Source organism: Salinicola salarius (assembly GCF_003206135.1).
Classification (GTDB): Bacteria; Pseudomonadota; Gammaproteobacteria; order Pseudomonadales; family Halomonadaceae; genus Salinicola; species Salinicola salarius.
In genome coordinates, this window is sequence record NZ_PZJT01000006.1 from 54,201 (window position 1) to 66,698 (window position 12,498).

Below are 12,498 nucleotides of genomic sequence, written 5' to 3' on the forward strand. Positions count from 1 at the left end.
ATACGAGTTTCGTACTGGCGACATCAGGCAGGGCGCAAGCACCAGGCGATGACAGGAAGCGGGCGGAGGAGAGATGGACGCGAATGTCTCGGCGATCGGCCGACACATGAAAAAACGACGCGCCGAGCGTGGCTGGAGCCTATCCCGGACGGCCGATATCTGCGGAGTGAGCAAGGCGATGCTGGGGCAGATCGAGCGGGGAGAGTCGACGCCGACCATCTCCACACTCTGGAAGATCGCCAGTGGCCTGCAGGTGCCGCTGTCGCAATTCCTGGTGCCCGAGGGCCTCGCGCTGCAGCGGATGGAGGCGATGCCTCGCCATCACGATGCCTCGGGGATGATCGTGACTCCACTGTTTGCGTTCGATCCGGTTCTGGGGTTCGAGATGTTCGCGATCGAGCTGCTCCAGGATACCTTGAGCGAGTCCGCGCCCCACGCCGCTGGCGTGGTGGAGCATCTGGTCGTGCTGGAAGGGCGAATGGAGCTCTTCGTCGACGGCGGCTGGCAGGCATTATCCGCCGGCGACGCGGTCCGATTTCCCGCGGATCAGCCCCATGCGTACCGCAATCGCAACCCGGAGCCGGCAAAAATCCACGATCTGATTCACTATCCCTTCAGCGGCTGAGGCGCCGTTTCGGGCGTGAATGGGTCGTCTTCTTCCGGCTTCCTGCAGCCTGCGGGTTCGGCCAGCGTGGTATCCAGCAGCGCTTGCGGTCGATAACGGGCGAGCAGTGCCCAGAGAATCGCTGCCGTCTCGTGATCCGGCTGGCCTGAATAGCTGGCCGGGCGAAAGTGCATCTGGAAGGCGCGCGTCACGTCCCGTGTCTCGCCGTCGATCACCCCCGTCGCCGCCAGCGAATAACCGTACGCGCTCAGCGATCGTTGATATTGCGTGATCGAGGGCGAGCACTGGGCGAATCGATGACGAAAGCTGGCGATATCCTCGTCTCTCGGCCAGGCGCCGACGCCGGCATCATGCAGGCGTTTCCAGGGAAAGCGCGGGCCAGGGTCGATCTTGCGCGACGGCGCGATGTCCGAGTGTCCCAGGATGGCAGTCGGCGGCAGCCGATAGCGGCGAATCACATCCTTCGCCAAGGCGATGACCGCACGGATCTGGTCCTCGGGATAAGGCTCCCATCGCTGACCTTCGAGCGTCTCCTGCGGGCCACGGTTGACGATCTCCACGCCGATGGAGGTGTCGTTGAGCTGGGTGCGGTCTTCCCAGGCGCTGACGCCGGCATGCCAGGCGCGGTCTTTCTCGTCGACCAGTTGCCAGATCTGCGGCAGATCATCCGACAGGGAGGGGGAGCGGGGCACCAGATAGTGTGAGCTGACATCGGGCCCGAGCAGGGTGCGCATCGCCCGGGACGCCTCTGAGTCGGTGTAATGCAGAATCAGATAGCGAATGCGCTGGTTGTAGGCATCGGAGCGGTGCGCGCGGTCGGCGATATAACCGTTTCGGGTCTCCATCGTCGGTGAGCCGGCACAGCCGGCCAGTATCGTCAGCAGCATCCAGCCGGCCAGCAGGCTCCCGGCTCTGCGCGGATGAACCTGTCGTCGAGGCTTCATAGCACACCCAGCAGATAACGGGTCAACAGACCCAGGGTAAGCGTGATCGAGAAACTCAGCATGGTGCCGAGCAGTACGTACTCGGTCAGCTTTCGATCGCGGTCTTCGTAGAGATCGCCGAAGCGAAGCACTGACTTGGCGGTCAGCAGAAAGCCGATAGCGGCCATCTGATGGCTGAGAACGAAGGTCAGAATGAGAAAGCGTTCGAGCATGCCGATCCGGGCGCCTGCATCGGCCAGCGTGCCGCGTGTGTCGACGCCTTCGCTCCAGCGCCGCATGATCAGCGCGATCAGTATCGACGCAGGGCGCAGGACCACCAGATAAGCCAGCGCGACGAGCAGCGTCCGGGGTTGCCACAATAGCGCCAGCTGGACCATCGGCACGGCCATGTCGCCGTCCACGACCCACCACCAGACGAGTCCCAGTATCAGCAGATGCAGAAACTGGTCGAGAAGGAAAAAGCGAACCCGGTGCGCCGGGGCGTAGCTCTTCAACGTATCGATCAGCCAGTGGGATGCGCCGATTCCCGAGGTGGCGATCAGTGCGGCGTGCACGCCGGTACCGAAAGCGAGCAACACGGCGAGGCTCAGCGACATGTGAATGCCGACGTGCCAGTAAAGCGATAGCGTGCGGAAATGGTGCTGCTGCTTCCGAGCCGCCCAGGTATCGCTCTGCAACAGAAAGTCGGCAATGGTGTGCGACAGCAGCAACGCCAACAGCAGCGACAGACTCGTCTCGTTCATGTCAGTGTCTCCAGGCGCTGCCGGCTGAACGCCAGAAAGTCACGGATCAGCGGCCAGCGTGCGGCACTCAGGCGCCGGTTGATCGTCGGTTGAGAACGACCCAGACGCCGGGCAAGTTCGCTTTGCGAATGGTCGGTCGTCAGATTGAAGCGAATCACTTCCGCGGCGTTATGGCTCCAGTGGCTGACGATGTCGTCGGCAAACCGGATCAGCAGGTCCAGTTCGGGTTGCGGGGTCGCCAGAAACAGCCCCAGGCGTCGATCGCCCTGGCTCAACGCATCCAGCCCCTGCCCGGAACGGATGAACGCTTCGCCATCGGCATCGATGAAATTCTCGAGCGTGGGCACCGTGCCCTCGCCGATACCGACCGCGATTCTTGCGTCCCACATCTGCTGTCTGGAAGGGGAGTGCTCGATCAGGCTGGCGCGCATGATCACGGCGGCGGCGAGCGAATCCCGCGACTCGGGAATCGCCACCTGGAACGCATCCCCCCGAAACCGGGTACCCACGGCGCCCAGTGACTGTCCGAGGCGTTCGATACCGGTATCTATTGCCCGCCGAAGCTTGCGCTTGTCGCTGATATCGCGCGACGCGACGATATCCCCGCTGAGCACGCCAATCACTGACATGAGGCTCCTCATCGATAGCCATTCATACGGCCATAACTATAGCCAAAAAAAGCTATTTTTGCGCTTATGCGCAAAAATCACTATAACCGCAATGGCGGTATCGGTAACGTCGATGAGGATAAGGTAAAGAAAGACTGTATTTATATCCAGTATTCTGCTGTAAAGATTATTGTCTCAAAGATTGTTGTTTCAAAGATTGTTGTCTCGAACGGGTCATGCCGTGGATTCGATGGACGGCTGAGATCCCTCGAGCGTAGTGTCGGCCCCCATCAGCCTGGATGCCACCTGGTTTCTGCCCCGGGCCTTGCAGTCATAAAGCGCCTCATCGGCATGGGCGATCATGTCGTCGATATCGACCAGCAAGCCATGAGGGCTGGTGGCCACCCCGACGCTGACGGTGACCACGGAAGCCACCGAGGAATATTCGTGAGGAATGCCCAGCGCCTGAATCATGGCGCGCATGGCATCGGCCAGTGCCCAGGCTTCGTCCTTGTCGGCATTGATCAGCAGTACCAGGAGCTCTTCGCCACCCAGGCGTACCACCACATCGGTTTCTCGACGGAAGGTGTCTTTCAGCACGCCAGCGATATCCACGAGGCATACATCGCCGGCCGGGTGGCCGTAGTGGTCGTTGAATGCCTTGAAGTGATCGACATCGATCATCATCGCCGACACCGTGCAGCTCAGGCGACGGCTGAGAGGGATGAGCACGTCGAGCTGGCTTTCCAGCATGCGCCGGTTGCCGAGTCCGGTCAGTGGATCGTTCAGCGTCTGTTCCAGCAGAGCGGCGTGGTCACTTCTCGACTCTTCGATCAGCTTCTGCAGGTTCCGCGTCAGCAAGCCCACGGCGTCGGAGCGGCGGGAAAGATCGAAGGGCATCTGCTGCGGCGTGTCGCGCGGCGTGTCGCGGAATTCATGCACAAAGCGCACGTGATCTGCCAGCCGCCTGACCGGGGCCAGCAGTCGAAGATTGAATAGCCAGAAACTGGCAACCAGGCCCGACAGCCCACTGAAGAGGCAGACCAGCACGGCAATCAAGAATGGCCCGCCGGCGCCAACCAGCCAAGCCGCGCCCAGCATCAACAGAGAGGAACCCAGCCAGATGCCAGCCAATTCCACTATCGTACGGGTCGATAAGCGACTTTTCTTTTTTGTCATGTCCTGAACCGATGTCCTGGTCATCGAAAACGCCTGGCGTCGTCAGACAGCCGAAAATCGAATCCATTCGTATGAAGCCTGAAGTGAAGCGAGTCTTCCGTTCAATAGCGACGGCAGGGCGGGAAATTGTAGCTCACTCTCGATACGTATAACCAATTAGATATCATTGATTTAGAGCGCTCTTATCTACAATCATTTGCTGATTGGTAATTTTTAGATTCCGTGCGTCCTGATAACGCCGTTCGGATTCCACGATAGCGGTGATTTTTATCTGGGGCGTTTACCCCTTGCAAAGCGGGATTGGGATGACGTATATAGCGGGATCGGCAACCGATAAAAGAAGCGCCAACTTTGCGAGGCCGGAAGGTCGATATTACGCTAAGTCATTAACGAGCCGGGAGTTAAATAAATACTGGTAATCCTTGCGCTTTAAAAAACCTCTCGCTAAGGCTTGAAAGTTTTTAAATATCCGCAATAATGCACACGCTTAAACCTACCCGCAACGGACCAACGAATGTCTCTACTTAGCGATTACGTCAAGAAAGAACAGCTCCTGAAGCAGCTTGAAGAAGAGCTGAAGCGAATGGAGGGTGATCAACGTCTGAAGTCCGAGCTCGAGTTCAAGGAGAAACTCGAAGCTCTGATGGCGGAGTATGGCAAGACGACGCGTGACGTCATTGAATTGTTGAACCCGAAAGCTGACAACGCTCAGCCCGCTGCTGTGCAGACCGGATCGGCCGGTAGCCGCCGCAAGCGCAAGCTCAAGATTTACAAGAACCCCAACACCGGGGAAGTCGTCGAGACACGTGGCGGCAATCACAAGACCTTGAAGGCTTGGAAAGACGAACACGGCAGCGATACCGTCGAGTCCTGGGTCGTCAGGACGGAAGACTAAGCGCCTTTTCCTTTTTTCATGCGCTTGGGCGCTTTTTCATGCGCTTGGTCAAAACAAAACCCTCCGCCGAGATACAACGGCGGAGGGTTTCGTATTTAGCGGCTCTCGAACCTCAAGCGAACCTCAAGCCTTGGAGCTGATGCCGCCGAAGCCGTTGTGGCGCGACTCGCCCTTGGGGCCGTAGACGCTGCCCCCGATGGCACGATTCAGAAAATCGATGGCCTGTTGATTGTGCTCCAGCCGTGTGGAGATGATGTGGCCATTGAGGCGATTGGTCCGACGGACCCGCTCTGCCAGTTCTCGAATCCGCTGCCAGGTTTCCTGCCTGTCCAGTGACTGGGCAAACTGCTCCGCACCGCGGCTCCCCATGCCGAATCCTTGCGATTGCTGATGCTCTCGCCGGAGACTCTCGATTTGATCGAGGTCATTCAACTGCTGTTGCTTCAGCGCTGCCAGCTCACCGAGACGTTCCCCGTCGGCCCTGCCGGCGCCGAGACAGCCGGCCTCCGCATCGAGTGTTTCCACGAGCCTTTCCAACAAGGCATGTTGTTCGGCAATCAATTCAGCTGGCGTCATGCAGAATTCCTGGCACTGGGCCTGAAGTCAGGGATTATTGCTCACCCAGCATATGACGAACGCTCTGGATCAGGCCGTCGGCAATCTTGCTGGTATCGAGTTCGAGCCGGCCTTCGGAGATCGCCTGGCGGATATCGTTGACACGGGCAGTGTCGATGTCTCCGCTCTCGTCGCCCCGCGGGATCTGGCTCAGCGTCGTCCTGGAACCGGCCGTCGTCTTGGCGGCTCCCAGCGACTCCGCGCTTTTGCGCTGCTCGGCGGCCTCGTTCTGGGTCGGGCGAGTCAGCGGTTGCGTTTGATCGATTTTCAAGGTCATTACCTCATGGCTGGATGCACAATCACGTACTTGCTTACGTTATCGGCAAGGCCAGCGGAAGCTGAACGAAATTCGAACAGAGATTTGTTAAAAAAATTATCTGGACGGCTCACAGGTCGACGCGCAGCCGATCCTGTCCCGTCACTCTTCCCTGTAGAATCTGATCATCCTCCGTCTTGAGGCGAATGGTGCTGCCTAATTCACCGTTATCCAGCGCCTCGACGCTGCGACTGATGCGAAACCCCTGGCCCACGGCGGTCAATACGACCGTATCACCGCGTTTCACCATCCACGGCTTTCTGATCATGGTGTCGGTCAGCGTCGCTCCGGTCGGGATGCGTCGCGTGGCAACCCTGCCGACCGCCTGGTCGAGATCATCGAGGTAGCCGCGGCGCAGGCGGGAAATATCCGCCTCCTGCCAATCCAGCATCGTCGCATCGATCCGTTGACCGGGATCAATCGGCTGGAGTGCGACCAGGTGGCGAACTATCGCCGAAACCGTGGCCTGCAGATAGCGCGTCCGGCTGCCGTCGCTGTCGCAATGAACACCTACCGTAACCCGGCCCTGAGGCACTCCGGGGCGAGGCAGGAAGGGTTGCGGTGTCGCGCAGTCGCCGAGATCGACGTCGCTTTCCCGAATATCGATCGTCACCTGGTCGCCGAGAGAGGCAGTGCGCTCCTTCAGGAACTGACGCACGCTGGCGACGACGGCGTCGGAGGGTTCATCCGCCGATGCCGCGCGGGCGATCGAGGGAAGCGGCAGCAACGATAGCGCGAAAAGCAGCGCCATCAGCGTGACGGCGCCGGCTCGGAACACGAGCTGGCGGGACGGTCGATGTTTCAACCGGTTTCGCGGAAACGCTTCAGTCGGGTCGGCACGCATGTCACGGAGCTCGGGCTGTTCGCGGGTCTCGGCGGGGCGGTTCTGGAAATCCGAACCAGATCATGGATCCGGGCCGGGGCGTCCCGACATGGCAAGCCGGTGGACGCAATCCCCCACATTGGAAAACGATTGTAGGCGTGCTCGCCATCGAGCATTGATGAAAATGGCGCGCAATTGACGGTCTGTTTACGGGTTTGAATCGCGCCGCCCGCCGCTATTCTCCATCCTGTCAATTTTCCAGCGAACGCCATCCGAGGTGCACGGCATGTTCGACAAGTTGGATAACGCGCTGCGCTTCCAGCAGGAGGCCATCAACCTGCGCGCAGAACGTCAGCAGGTGCTGGCCAACAATATCGCCAATGCCGATACGCCCAACTTCAAGGCGCGGGATTTCGATTTCCGCGCAGAGTTGGATCGGGTCATGGAGCAGGGGCGCAGCGAGGGCTCCGGCGGGCTGTCGCTGGCTCGGACATCCGCTCGACACATTCCGGGGCAGGCGTCAGGCGGGTCGGGTGTTCAGGACCTGCTCTACCGCATTCCCGATCAGCCGAGCCTCGATGGCAATACGGTCGATATGGATCGGGAGCGCTCGGCCTTTGCCGACAACTCGCTCCGCTATCAGGCGGACGTCACTTTCGTCAGTCGCAAGATCCAGGGGCTGAAGAAAGCCATGCAGCCGGAGTAACACGATGTCTATGTTCAGTGTATTCGATATTTCCGGTTCGGCGCTGTCGGCCAATTCGCAGCGCATGAACGTCACCGCGAGCAACCTCGCCAATGCCGATAGCGTCGCCGGGCCGGACGGAGAGCCCTACCACGCCAGGCAGGTCATGTTCCAGGCGTTGAGCCAGCAGGGCGGCGGCACGGGCGGCGTTCGCGTCACCGGCGTGGTCGAGGACGACGTCACACCGATGCGCATGGAGTACCGCCCGGGGCATCCGCTGGCCGACGAGCAGGGCTACGTGCAGATGCCCAATGTCGACCCGGTCAACGAGATGGTCGACATGATCGCAGCCTCCCGCTCTTACCAAGCCAACGTCGAGGTCATGAATACCGCCAAGACGCTGATGACCAAAACTCTCACCATCGGCGAAGGCTGATCGGTGTCGGGCCACATCAAGGAGATGTCATGTCCAGTCCGGTGATCGGTAGCAGTACGCTAGCCAATATCAATGACACGGCCGCCAGCAGTGCCACTACGGGAATGGAATCCGGCAGCGAGCTCAATGATCGCTTCATGACGCTGCTGGTTACCCAACTGAAGAATCAGGACCCGACCAGTCCGATGGAAAACTCGGACATGACCGCGCAACTGGCGCAGATCAGTACCGTCAGTGGTATCGAAAAGCTCAATGACAGCCTTACCAGAATCAACGACCAGATCGATGCGGGGCAGGCCCTGCAGGCGACGGCGTTGATCGGGCAGGGCGTGATGGTGCCGGGCAACGAGGTTCTGGTGGGGGCGACCGATGACACGGGAGGTGTTGTCGCGACGCCGATCGGCGTGAATCTGGACAGCGCCGTCGAGGATCTGCAGATCGATATTCGCGGTCCCAGCGGCGAGATCATCGACAGCTTCTCTACCGGTCCGCTCGAGGCCGGCGTGCACAGCTTCAGCTGGGATGGTCAGTTGGCCGATGGTTCCAAGGCCTCCACCGACAGTATCTATACCGCCTCCCTGACGGCGACGGTGGGAGACGAGACATACGCACCGGCAGCGCTGAATTACGCCCTGGTCAATGGCGTGATCCAGGATGCCAGTGGACCGCAACTGGACTTGGGACCTGCTCGGGATCCCGTGGCGCTCTCGGAAGTGCGTCAGATTCTCTGAGCAAAAGCATTGACGACACGAAACCGCTTGAGCGTACGCAACCGATAAACGTAGGGGATGAATCATGGGCTTTTCACAGGCATTGAGCGGCGTCAACGCCGCTTCCCAGCAGCTGGATGTCATCGGCAACAACATTTCCAACTCGCAGACCAAAGGCTTCAAGAGCGGCTCGGTGCAGTTCTCCGACGTCTTCGCCAACAGCGCCGTAGGCCTGGGTACCCGGGTTTCCGGCATTCTGCAGGACTTCAGCAGCGGCAGCCTGGAAGCCACCGGGCGCAACCTGGATATCGCCATCGCCGGTGACGGCTTCCTGCGCTTCCAGCAGGAAGGCCAGGTGGGCTACTCGCGTAACGGCCAGTTGACGATGACCGCGGACGGCTACCTGGAGAACGCCCAGGGTGCGCGGCTGATGGGTTATGGGCTGGCCGATGCCACCGATGTCAACTCCGGCGTCGTTACCGGCGGCCAGCCGGGCGTGCTCAACATCCCTGCGGCCGATATGCCGGCCAGCGCGACGGGCGCCACCGGCACCGGTATCAACATCCTGCTCAACCTGGATTCCGCCACGGTTGCCGACGATACCTCGACGGCGGTTCTATATGACAACCTCGATGCGAAGACCACCGAGGATACGGACCAGCAGACCTCTATCGCCTACAACTACTCCACCAGCTTCACCGTCTACGATTCCCAGGGCGCGCAGCATAACGCGACGCTCTATTTCCAGAAGACCGGTGAAAATACTTGGGATGCACGCACGGCGCTTGACGGTGTTTTGACGTCGACGACGCCGGCGTTGCAACTGGAGTTCGACAATTCCGGCAAGCTCGCAACCATTAACGGCGCAGAGACAACGGCCAATCCGGTCGAATGGCCCGATCTGACGTTTACTGCCGCTGCTGACGGGTCTGGACAGCTGGGCGGTGGCGTCGAGACGATCACGACCACTTTCAACATGGCGGGCAGCACGCAGTTCGCTGGTGACTCCACTGTCAAGAGCCTGGCGCAGGATGGCTATGCCGCCGGCGCACTGGTCGGCATCAGCTTCGCTGACGACGGCACCATCGTCGGTAACTATTCCAACGAGAAGACCGTCGATCTGGGCCAGATTGCCCTGGCCACCTTCCGTAACCCCGAGGGTTTGACGCCTTCCGGCGACAACCTGTTCGCGGCGACGGCGGCTTCCGGTAACGAACTGCTGGGCATTGCAGGTACCGGCACGCTGGGCTCGATCGAGTCCGAAACGTTGGAGGCCTCCAACGTCGATCTGACGCAGGAGCTGGTCAACCTGATCATTGCGCAGCGCAACTACCAGGCCAACACCAACTCGATCCGTACCCAGTCCGAAGTCATGGATCAGATCGCGCAGCTGCGCTGATAGTTCTGTCGCCAACAGCAGTGGCGTTGCCGGTCGCGAGTCGGCCGGCAACGATCCCGCTTCGATAGGCCGGGTTCGATAGATACGATTTCGGCAAGCACTGTTTCGATAGCCACGGTTTCGAAAGGCGCCGATATGAAAGGCGCCGATATGAAAGGCGCCGATATGAAAGGCGCCGATATGAAAGGCATAGGGCATGGATAGAATTCTCTACACCGCCGGCGGTGGCGCGAGCCAGACGATGGCGCAGCAATCGGTGGTCAACAACAATCTGGCCAACGTCAGCACGCCCGGGTTTCGCGGCGAGCTGATGGCGTTTCGTGCCGTGCCGGTGGAAGGCGAGGCGCGCCTGCCGACCCGCGTTGCCTCGATGATGACGACGCCGGGCGCCGATTTCACGCCGGGCACCATCAGTACCACCGGGCGCAGTCTCGATGTGGCGCTGCAGGGCGACGATACCTGGCTGGCGGTGCAGTCGCCGAACGGCGGCGAAGCCTATACCCGCCGTGGCGACCTCCAGGTCGATTCCACCGGCCTGCTGACATCGCTCGGCAACCCGGTGCTCTCCGACAACGGCCAGGCCATCGTCGTACCGTTGGGGGGCGACGTGACGATCGCGCCGGATGGTTCGATCAGCGTGCTCGAGCCGGGCCAGAACCCGGATGCGATCGCGCCGTTGGCGCGTCTCAAGATGGTCGCGCCGGGGAACGACAATCTGGTGCGTGGCGAAGACGGCCTGTTTCGGATGCCACCGGCCCAGGGGCAGGACGTGGCGGCGCCGATCCCGGCCGACGATACCCTGCGTCTGGTTCCCGGGGCGCTCGAAGGCAGCAATGTCACCGCCACCGACGCCATGATTTCGATGATCGACAGCGCTCGACGTTACGACATGCATATGAAGGTGATCGAAAGCGCGGACGAGAACGAACAACGCGCCAACAGCCTGCTTTCTCTGACCAGTTGACCCTGACCAGCTGAGGCTGGCCGCTGGCTGGCTTACCGACAATGAGGTTTTGTCATGATCAAGTCTTTATGGACGGCCAAGACCGGCCTGGAATCGCAGCAGGTCAAGCTGGATGTGATTTCCAACAACCTGGCCAACGTCTCGACCAACGGTTTCAAGCGGTCTCGCGCCGTCTTCGAAGATCTGCTGTACCAGAACGTGCGTCAGCCCGGTGCGCAATCTTCGGTGGTCGATACGCTGCCATCCGGCATGCAGGTCGGTACGGGCGTGCGTCCGGTCGCCACCGAGCGGCTGCACACCCAGGGCGGTCTGCAGAATACCGAGAACTCCCGCGATCTCGCGATCAACGGCAAGGGCTTCTTTGCCGTGCAGATGCCGGACGGCACCACGGGCTACACCCGTGACGGCAGCTTTCAGGTCAACGAGAACGGCCAGCTGGTGACGGCGGGCGGTTATCCGGTCGATCCACCGATCGTGATCCCGCAGAACGCGCTGTCGATCACTGTCAGCCAGGATGGCGTGGTTTCCGTGATGCAGCCGGGGACTTCCCAGAGCAACGAGGTGGGGCAGATCATGCTCTCCACGTTCATCAACCCGACGGGGCTGCAGAGCATCGGCCAGAACCTGTACCTGGAAACCGACGCCTCTGGTCCGCGTAACGATCTCAACCCCGGTCTGGATGGGGCCGGCGTGCTCTATCAGGGATACGTCGAGACTTCCAACGTCAATGTGGTGGAAGAGATGGTCAGCATGATCGAGACGCAGCGCGCCTACGAGATCAACAGCAAGGCCGTCGAAACATCCGATCAGATGCTCCAGCGTCTGACACAGCTATAAACCGGGGAAGGGCGCGTGTTGCTGACCGCAGAATTGGCCACGGTGTGGCGCAGGGTATTGATGCTGACCGGCCTCTGTCTGGTGCTGATCGTGGCTGGCTGTGCCCAGATTCCGCGCCACTCCGTGGTCGAGAATTCGTCCCCGGTGGAAATACCGTCGACACCGCCGACGCAGGCCAACGGCTCGATCTATCAGGCGCGCTTCGGCTTCCAGCCGCTCTTCGAGGACCGCCGTCCGCGTCAGATCGGGGACATCATCACCATCGTGCTCGACGAACAGGTCAGTGCCAGCAAGAGCTCGGCGGCGAATGCGTCACGAGACGGTTCGGCGACGTTCACGCCGACGCTGGTGCCGGACCCTCTCGATAAACTGAGCGACTATGGCATGGACCTCGAAGGCGAGAACATCTTCAACGGTTCGGGGGGCGCCAATGCCAACAACACCTTTACCGGGACGATTACCGTGACCGTCTATGATCTGCTGGCCAACGGCAACCTGAAGGTTCGCGGGGAAAAGCAGATCGCGATCAACCAGGGCACCGAATATATCCGGTTCTCCGGCGTGATCAATCCACGCGCGATCAGCGGTTCCAACACCGTGCAGTCGACGCAGGTCGCCGACGCCCGTATCGAATATGTCGGTGATGGCTATATCAACGAAGCGCAGACCATGGGTTGGCTGCAGCGCTTCTTCCTCAACATTTCGCCGTTCTGATGCCT

17 protein-coding genes are annotated in these 12,498 nt (G+C 60.5%); 10 read left to right on the forward strand and 7 right to left on the reverse strand.

The features are described from left to right. The first annotated feature begins 106 nt into the window (after nucleotides 1–106). Nucleotides 107–625 (forward strand): helix-turn-helix domain-containing protein, encoded by a 519-nt coding sequence (locus DOM32_RS06670; RefSeq protein ID WP_244179832.1) that lies wholly within the window; start codon nucleotides 107–109, stop codon nucleotides 623–625. Here DOM32_RS06670 and DOM32_RS06675 read toward each other — a convergent pair. From DOM32_RS06675 to DOM32_RS06690, 4 genes are all read right to left on the reverse strand, one after another. After that, nucleotides 607–1,569 (reverse strand): N-acetylmuramoyl-L-alanine amidase, encoded by a 963-nt coding sequence (locus tag DOM32_RS06675; protein ID WP_244179833.1) that lies wholly within the window; start codon nucleotides 1,567–1,569, stop codon nucleotides 607–609. The two genes, DOM32_RS06670 and DOM32_RS06675, sit on opposite strands and share 19 nt — an antisense overlap. Continuing rightward, a complete protein-coding gene (locus tag DOM32_RS06680; protein ID WP_071232980.1) occupies nucleotides 1,566–2,312 on the reverse strand; it encodes a DUF3307 domain-containing protein in 747 nt (248 codons plus the stop codon). The genes DOM32_RS06675 and DOM32_RS06680 overlap by 4 nt, the downstream gene beginning before the upstream one ends. Further along, nucleotides 2,309–2,941 carry a hypothetical protein gene (locus tag DOM32_RS06685; protein WP_071232979.1) on the reverse strand — a complete coding sequence of 211 codons (633 nt, stop codon included), beginning with the start codon at nucleotides 2,939–2,941 and terminating at the stop codon, nucleotides 2,309–2,311. Before DOM32_RS06685 ends, DOM32_RS06680 begins: the two co-directional genes overlap by 4 nt. Before the next feature lie 213 nt (nucleotides 2,942–3,154). Further along, nucleotides 3,155–4,054: a sensor domain-containing diguanylate cyclase gene (locus DOM32_RS06690; protein WP_157957028.1), complete on the reverse strand. Its 900-nt coding sequence runs from the start codon at nucleotides 4,052–4,054 to the stop codon at nucleotides 3,155–3,157. Between the two features lie 559 nt (nucleotides 4,055–4,613). Between DOM32_RS06690 and DOM32_RS06695 the strand changes: the two genes are divergently transcribed. Next, complete coding sequence (locus DOM32_RS06695; protein WP_110632555.1) at nucleotides 4,614–4,994, forward strand: histone-like nucleoid-structuring protein, MvaT/MvaU family; 381 nt, start codon at nucleotides 4,614–4,616, stop codon at nucleotides 4,992–4,994. A 123-nt stretch (nucleotides 4,995–5,117) separates the two neighbouring features. Here the strand turns inward: DOM32_RS06695 and DOM32_RS06700 are convergent, their stop codons facing one another. The 3 genes from DOM32_RS06700 to flgA form a co-directional block, all read right to left on the reverse strand. Beyond that, entirely contained in the window at nucleotides 5,118–5,570 is a 453-nt protein-coding gene (locus DOM32_RS06700) for a flagella synthesis protein FlgN (RefSeq protein ID WP_110632558.1), read from the reverse strand. Nucleotides 5,571–5,604: 34 nt separating this feature from the next. Next, nucleotides 5,605–5,880 (reverse strand): flagellar biosynthesis anti-sigma factor FlgM, encoded by a 276-nt coding sequence (gene flgM, locus DOM32_RS06705; protein WP_208625335.1) that lies wholly within the window; start codon nucleotides 5,878–5,880, stop codon nucleotides 5,605–5,607. A 115-nt stretch (nucleotides 5,881–5,995) separates the two neighbouring features. After that, nucleotides 5,996–6,730, reverse strand: coding sequence for a flagellar basal body P-ring formation chaperone FlgA (gene flgA, locus DOM32_RS06710; protein WP_157957029.1), 735 nt, complete (start codon nucleotides 6,728–6,730; stop codon nucleotides 5,996–5,998). A gap of 304 nt (nucleotides 6,731–7,034) precedes the next feature. Between flgA and flgB the strand changes: the two genes are divergently transcribed. The 8 genes from flgB (at nucleotide 7,035) to DOM32_RS06750 (ending at nucleotide 12,493) form a co-directional block, all read left to right on the forward strand. After that, complete coding sequence (gene flgB / locus DOM32_RS06715) at nucleotides 7,035–7,454, forward strand: flagellar basal body rod protein FlgB (RefSeq protein WP_110632567.1); 420 nt, start codon at nucleotides 7,035–7,037, stop codon at nucleotides 7,452–7,454. A 4-nt stretch (nucleotides 7,455–7,458) separates the two neighbouring features. Next, a complete protein-coding gene (flgC, locus tag DOM32_RS06720; protein ID WP_071231264.1) occupies nucleotides 7,459–7,869 on the forward strand; it encodes a flagellar basal body rod protein FlgC in 411 nt (136 codons plus the stop codon). Between the two features lie 29 nt (nucleotides 7,870–7,898). Next, a complete protein-coding gene (locus tag DOM32_RS06725) occupies nucleotides 7,899–8,600 on the forward strand; it encodes a flagellar hook assembly protein FlgD (RefSeq protein ID WP_110632569.1) in 702 nt (233 codons plus the stop codon). 64 nt (nucleotides 8,601–8,664) lie between these two features. Next, nucleotides 8,665–9,978, forward strand: coding sequence for a flagellar hook protein FlgE (gene flgE / locus DOM32_RS06730; protein ID WP_110632572.1), 1,314 nt, complete (start codon nucleotides 8,665–8,667; stop codon nucleotides 9,976–9,978). A gap of 108 nt (nucleotides 9,979–10,086) precedes the next feature. Next, on the forward strand, nucleotides 10,087–10,182 hold the full coding sequence (locus DOM32_RS18360) for a pentapeptide repeat-containing protein (RefSeq protein WP_420876618.1): 96 nt from the start codon (nucleotides 10,087–10,089) through the stop codon (nucleotides 10,180–10,182). Beyond that, nucleotides 10,175–10,942: a flagellar basal body rod protein FlgF gene (locus DOM32_RS06740; protein ID WP_071231261.1), complete on the forward strand. Its 768-nt coding sequence runs from the start codon at nucleotides 10,175–10,177 to the stop codon at nucleotides 10,940–10,942. The genes DOM32_RS18360 and DOM32_RS06740 overlap by 8 nt, the downstream gene beginning before the upstream one ends. 54 nt (nucleotides 10,943–10,996) lie before the next feature. Beyond that, a complete protein-coding gene (gene flgG, locus DOM32_RS06745) occupies nucleotides 10,997–11,779 on the forward strand; it encodes a flagellar basal-body rod protein FlgG (RefSeq protein WP_071231260.1) in 783 nt (260 codons plus the stop codon). Between the two features lie 60 nt (nucleotides 11,780–11,839). Next, nucleotides 11,840–12,493 (forward strand): flagellar basal body L-ring protein FlgH, encoded by a 654-nt coding sequence (locus DOM32_RS06750; protein WP_071231275.1) that lies wholly within the window; start codon nucleotides 11,840–11,842, stop codon nucleotides 12,491–12,493. Nucleotides 12,494–12,498: the final 5 nt, after the last annotated feature.

Bases quoted from the DNA above. Each gene is read 5' to 3' on its own strand.
- DOM32_RS06740 (WP_071231261.1), top strand. From the start codon at position 10,175: ATGGATAGAATTCTCTACACCGCCGGCGGTGGCGCGAGCCAGACGATG.
- flgB (WP_110632567.1), top strand. From the start codon at position 7,035: ATGTTCGACAAGTTGGATAACGCGCTGCGCTTCCAGCAGGAGGCCATC.
- flgE (WP_110632572.1), top strand. From the start codon at position 8,665: ATGGGCTTTTCACAGGCATTGAGCGGCGTCAACGCCGCTTCCCAGCAG.
- DOM32_RS06750 (WP_071231275.1), top strand. From the start codon at position 11,840: ATGCTGACCGGCCTCTGTCTGGTGCTGATCGTGGCTGGCTGTGCCCAG.
- DOM32_RS06680 (WP_071232980.1), bottom strand. From the start codon at position 2,312: ATGAACGAGACGAGTCTGTCGCTGCTGTTGGCGTTGCTGCTGTCGCAC.
- DOM32_RS06725 (WP_110632569.1), top strand. From the start codon at position 7,899: ATGTCCAGTCCGGTGATCGGTAGCAGTACGCTAGCCAATATCAATGAC.
- DOM32_RS06675 (WP_244179833.1), bottom strand. From the start codon at position 1,569: ATGAAGCCTCGACGACAGGTTCATCCGCGCAGAGCCGGGAGCCTGCTG.
- flgC (WP_071231264.1), top strand. From the start codon at position 7,459: ATGTCTATGTTCAGTGTATTCGATATTTCCGGTTCGGCGCTGTCGGCC.
- flgG (WP_071231260.1), top strand. From the start codon at position 10,997: ATGATCAAGTCTTTATGGACGGCCAAGACCGGCCTGGAATCGCAGCAG.
- DOM32_RS06695 (WP_110632555.1), top strand. From the start codon at position 4,614: ATGTCTCTACTTAGCGATTACGTCAAGAAAGAACAGCTCCTGAAGCAG.
- DOM32_RS06670 (WP_244179832.1), top strand. From the start codon at position 107: ATGAAAAAACGACGCGCCGAGCGTGGCTGGAGCCTATCCCGGACGGCC.
- DOM32_RS06685 (WP_071232979.1), bottom strand. From the start codon at position 2,941: ATGTCAGTGATTGGCGTGCTCAGCGGGGATATCGTCGCGTCGCGCGAT.
- DOM32_RS06700 (WP_110632558.1), bottom strand. From the start codon at position 5,570: ATGACGCCAGCTGAATTGATTGCCGAACAACATGCCTTGTTGGAAAGG.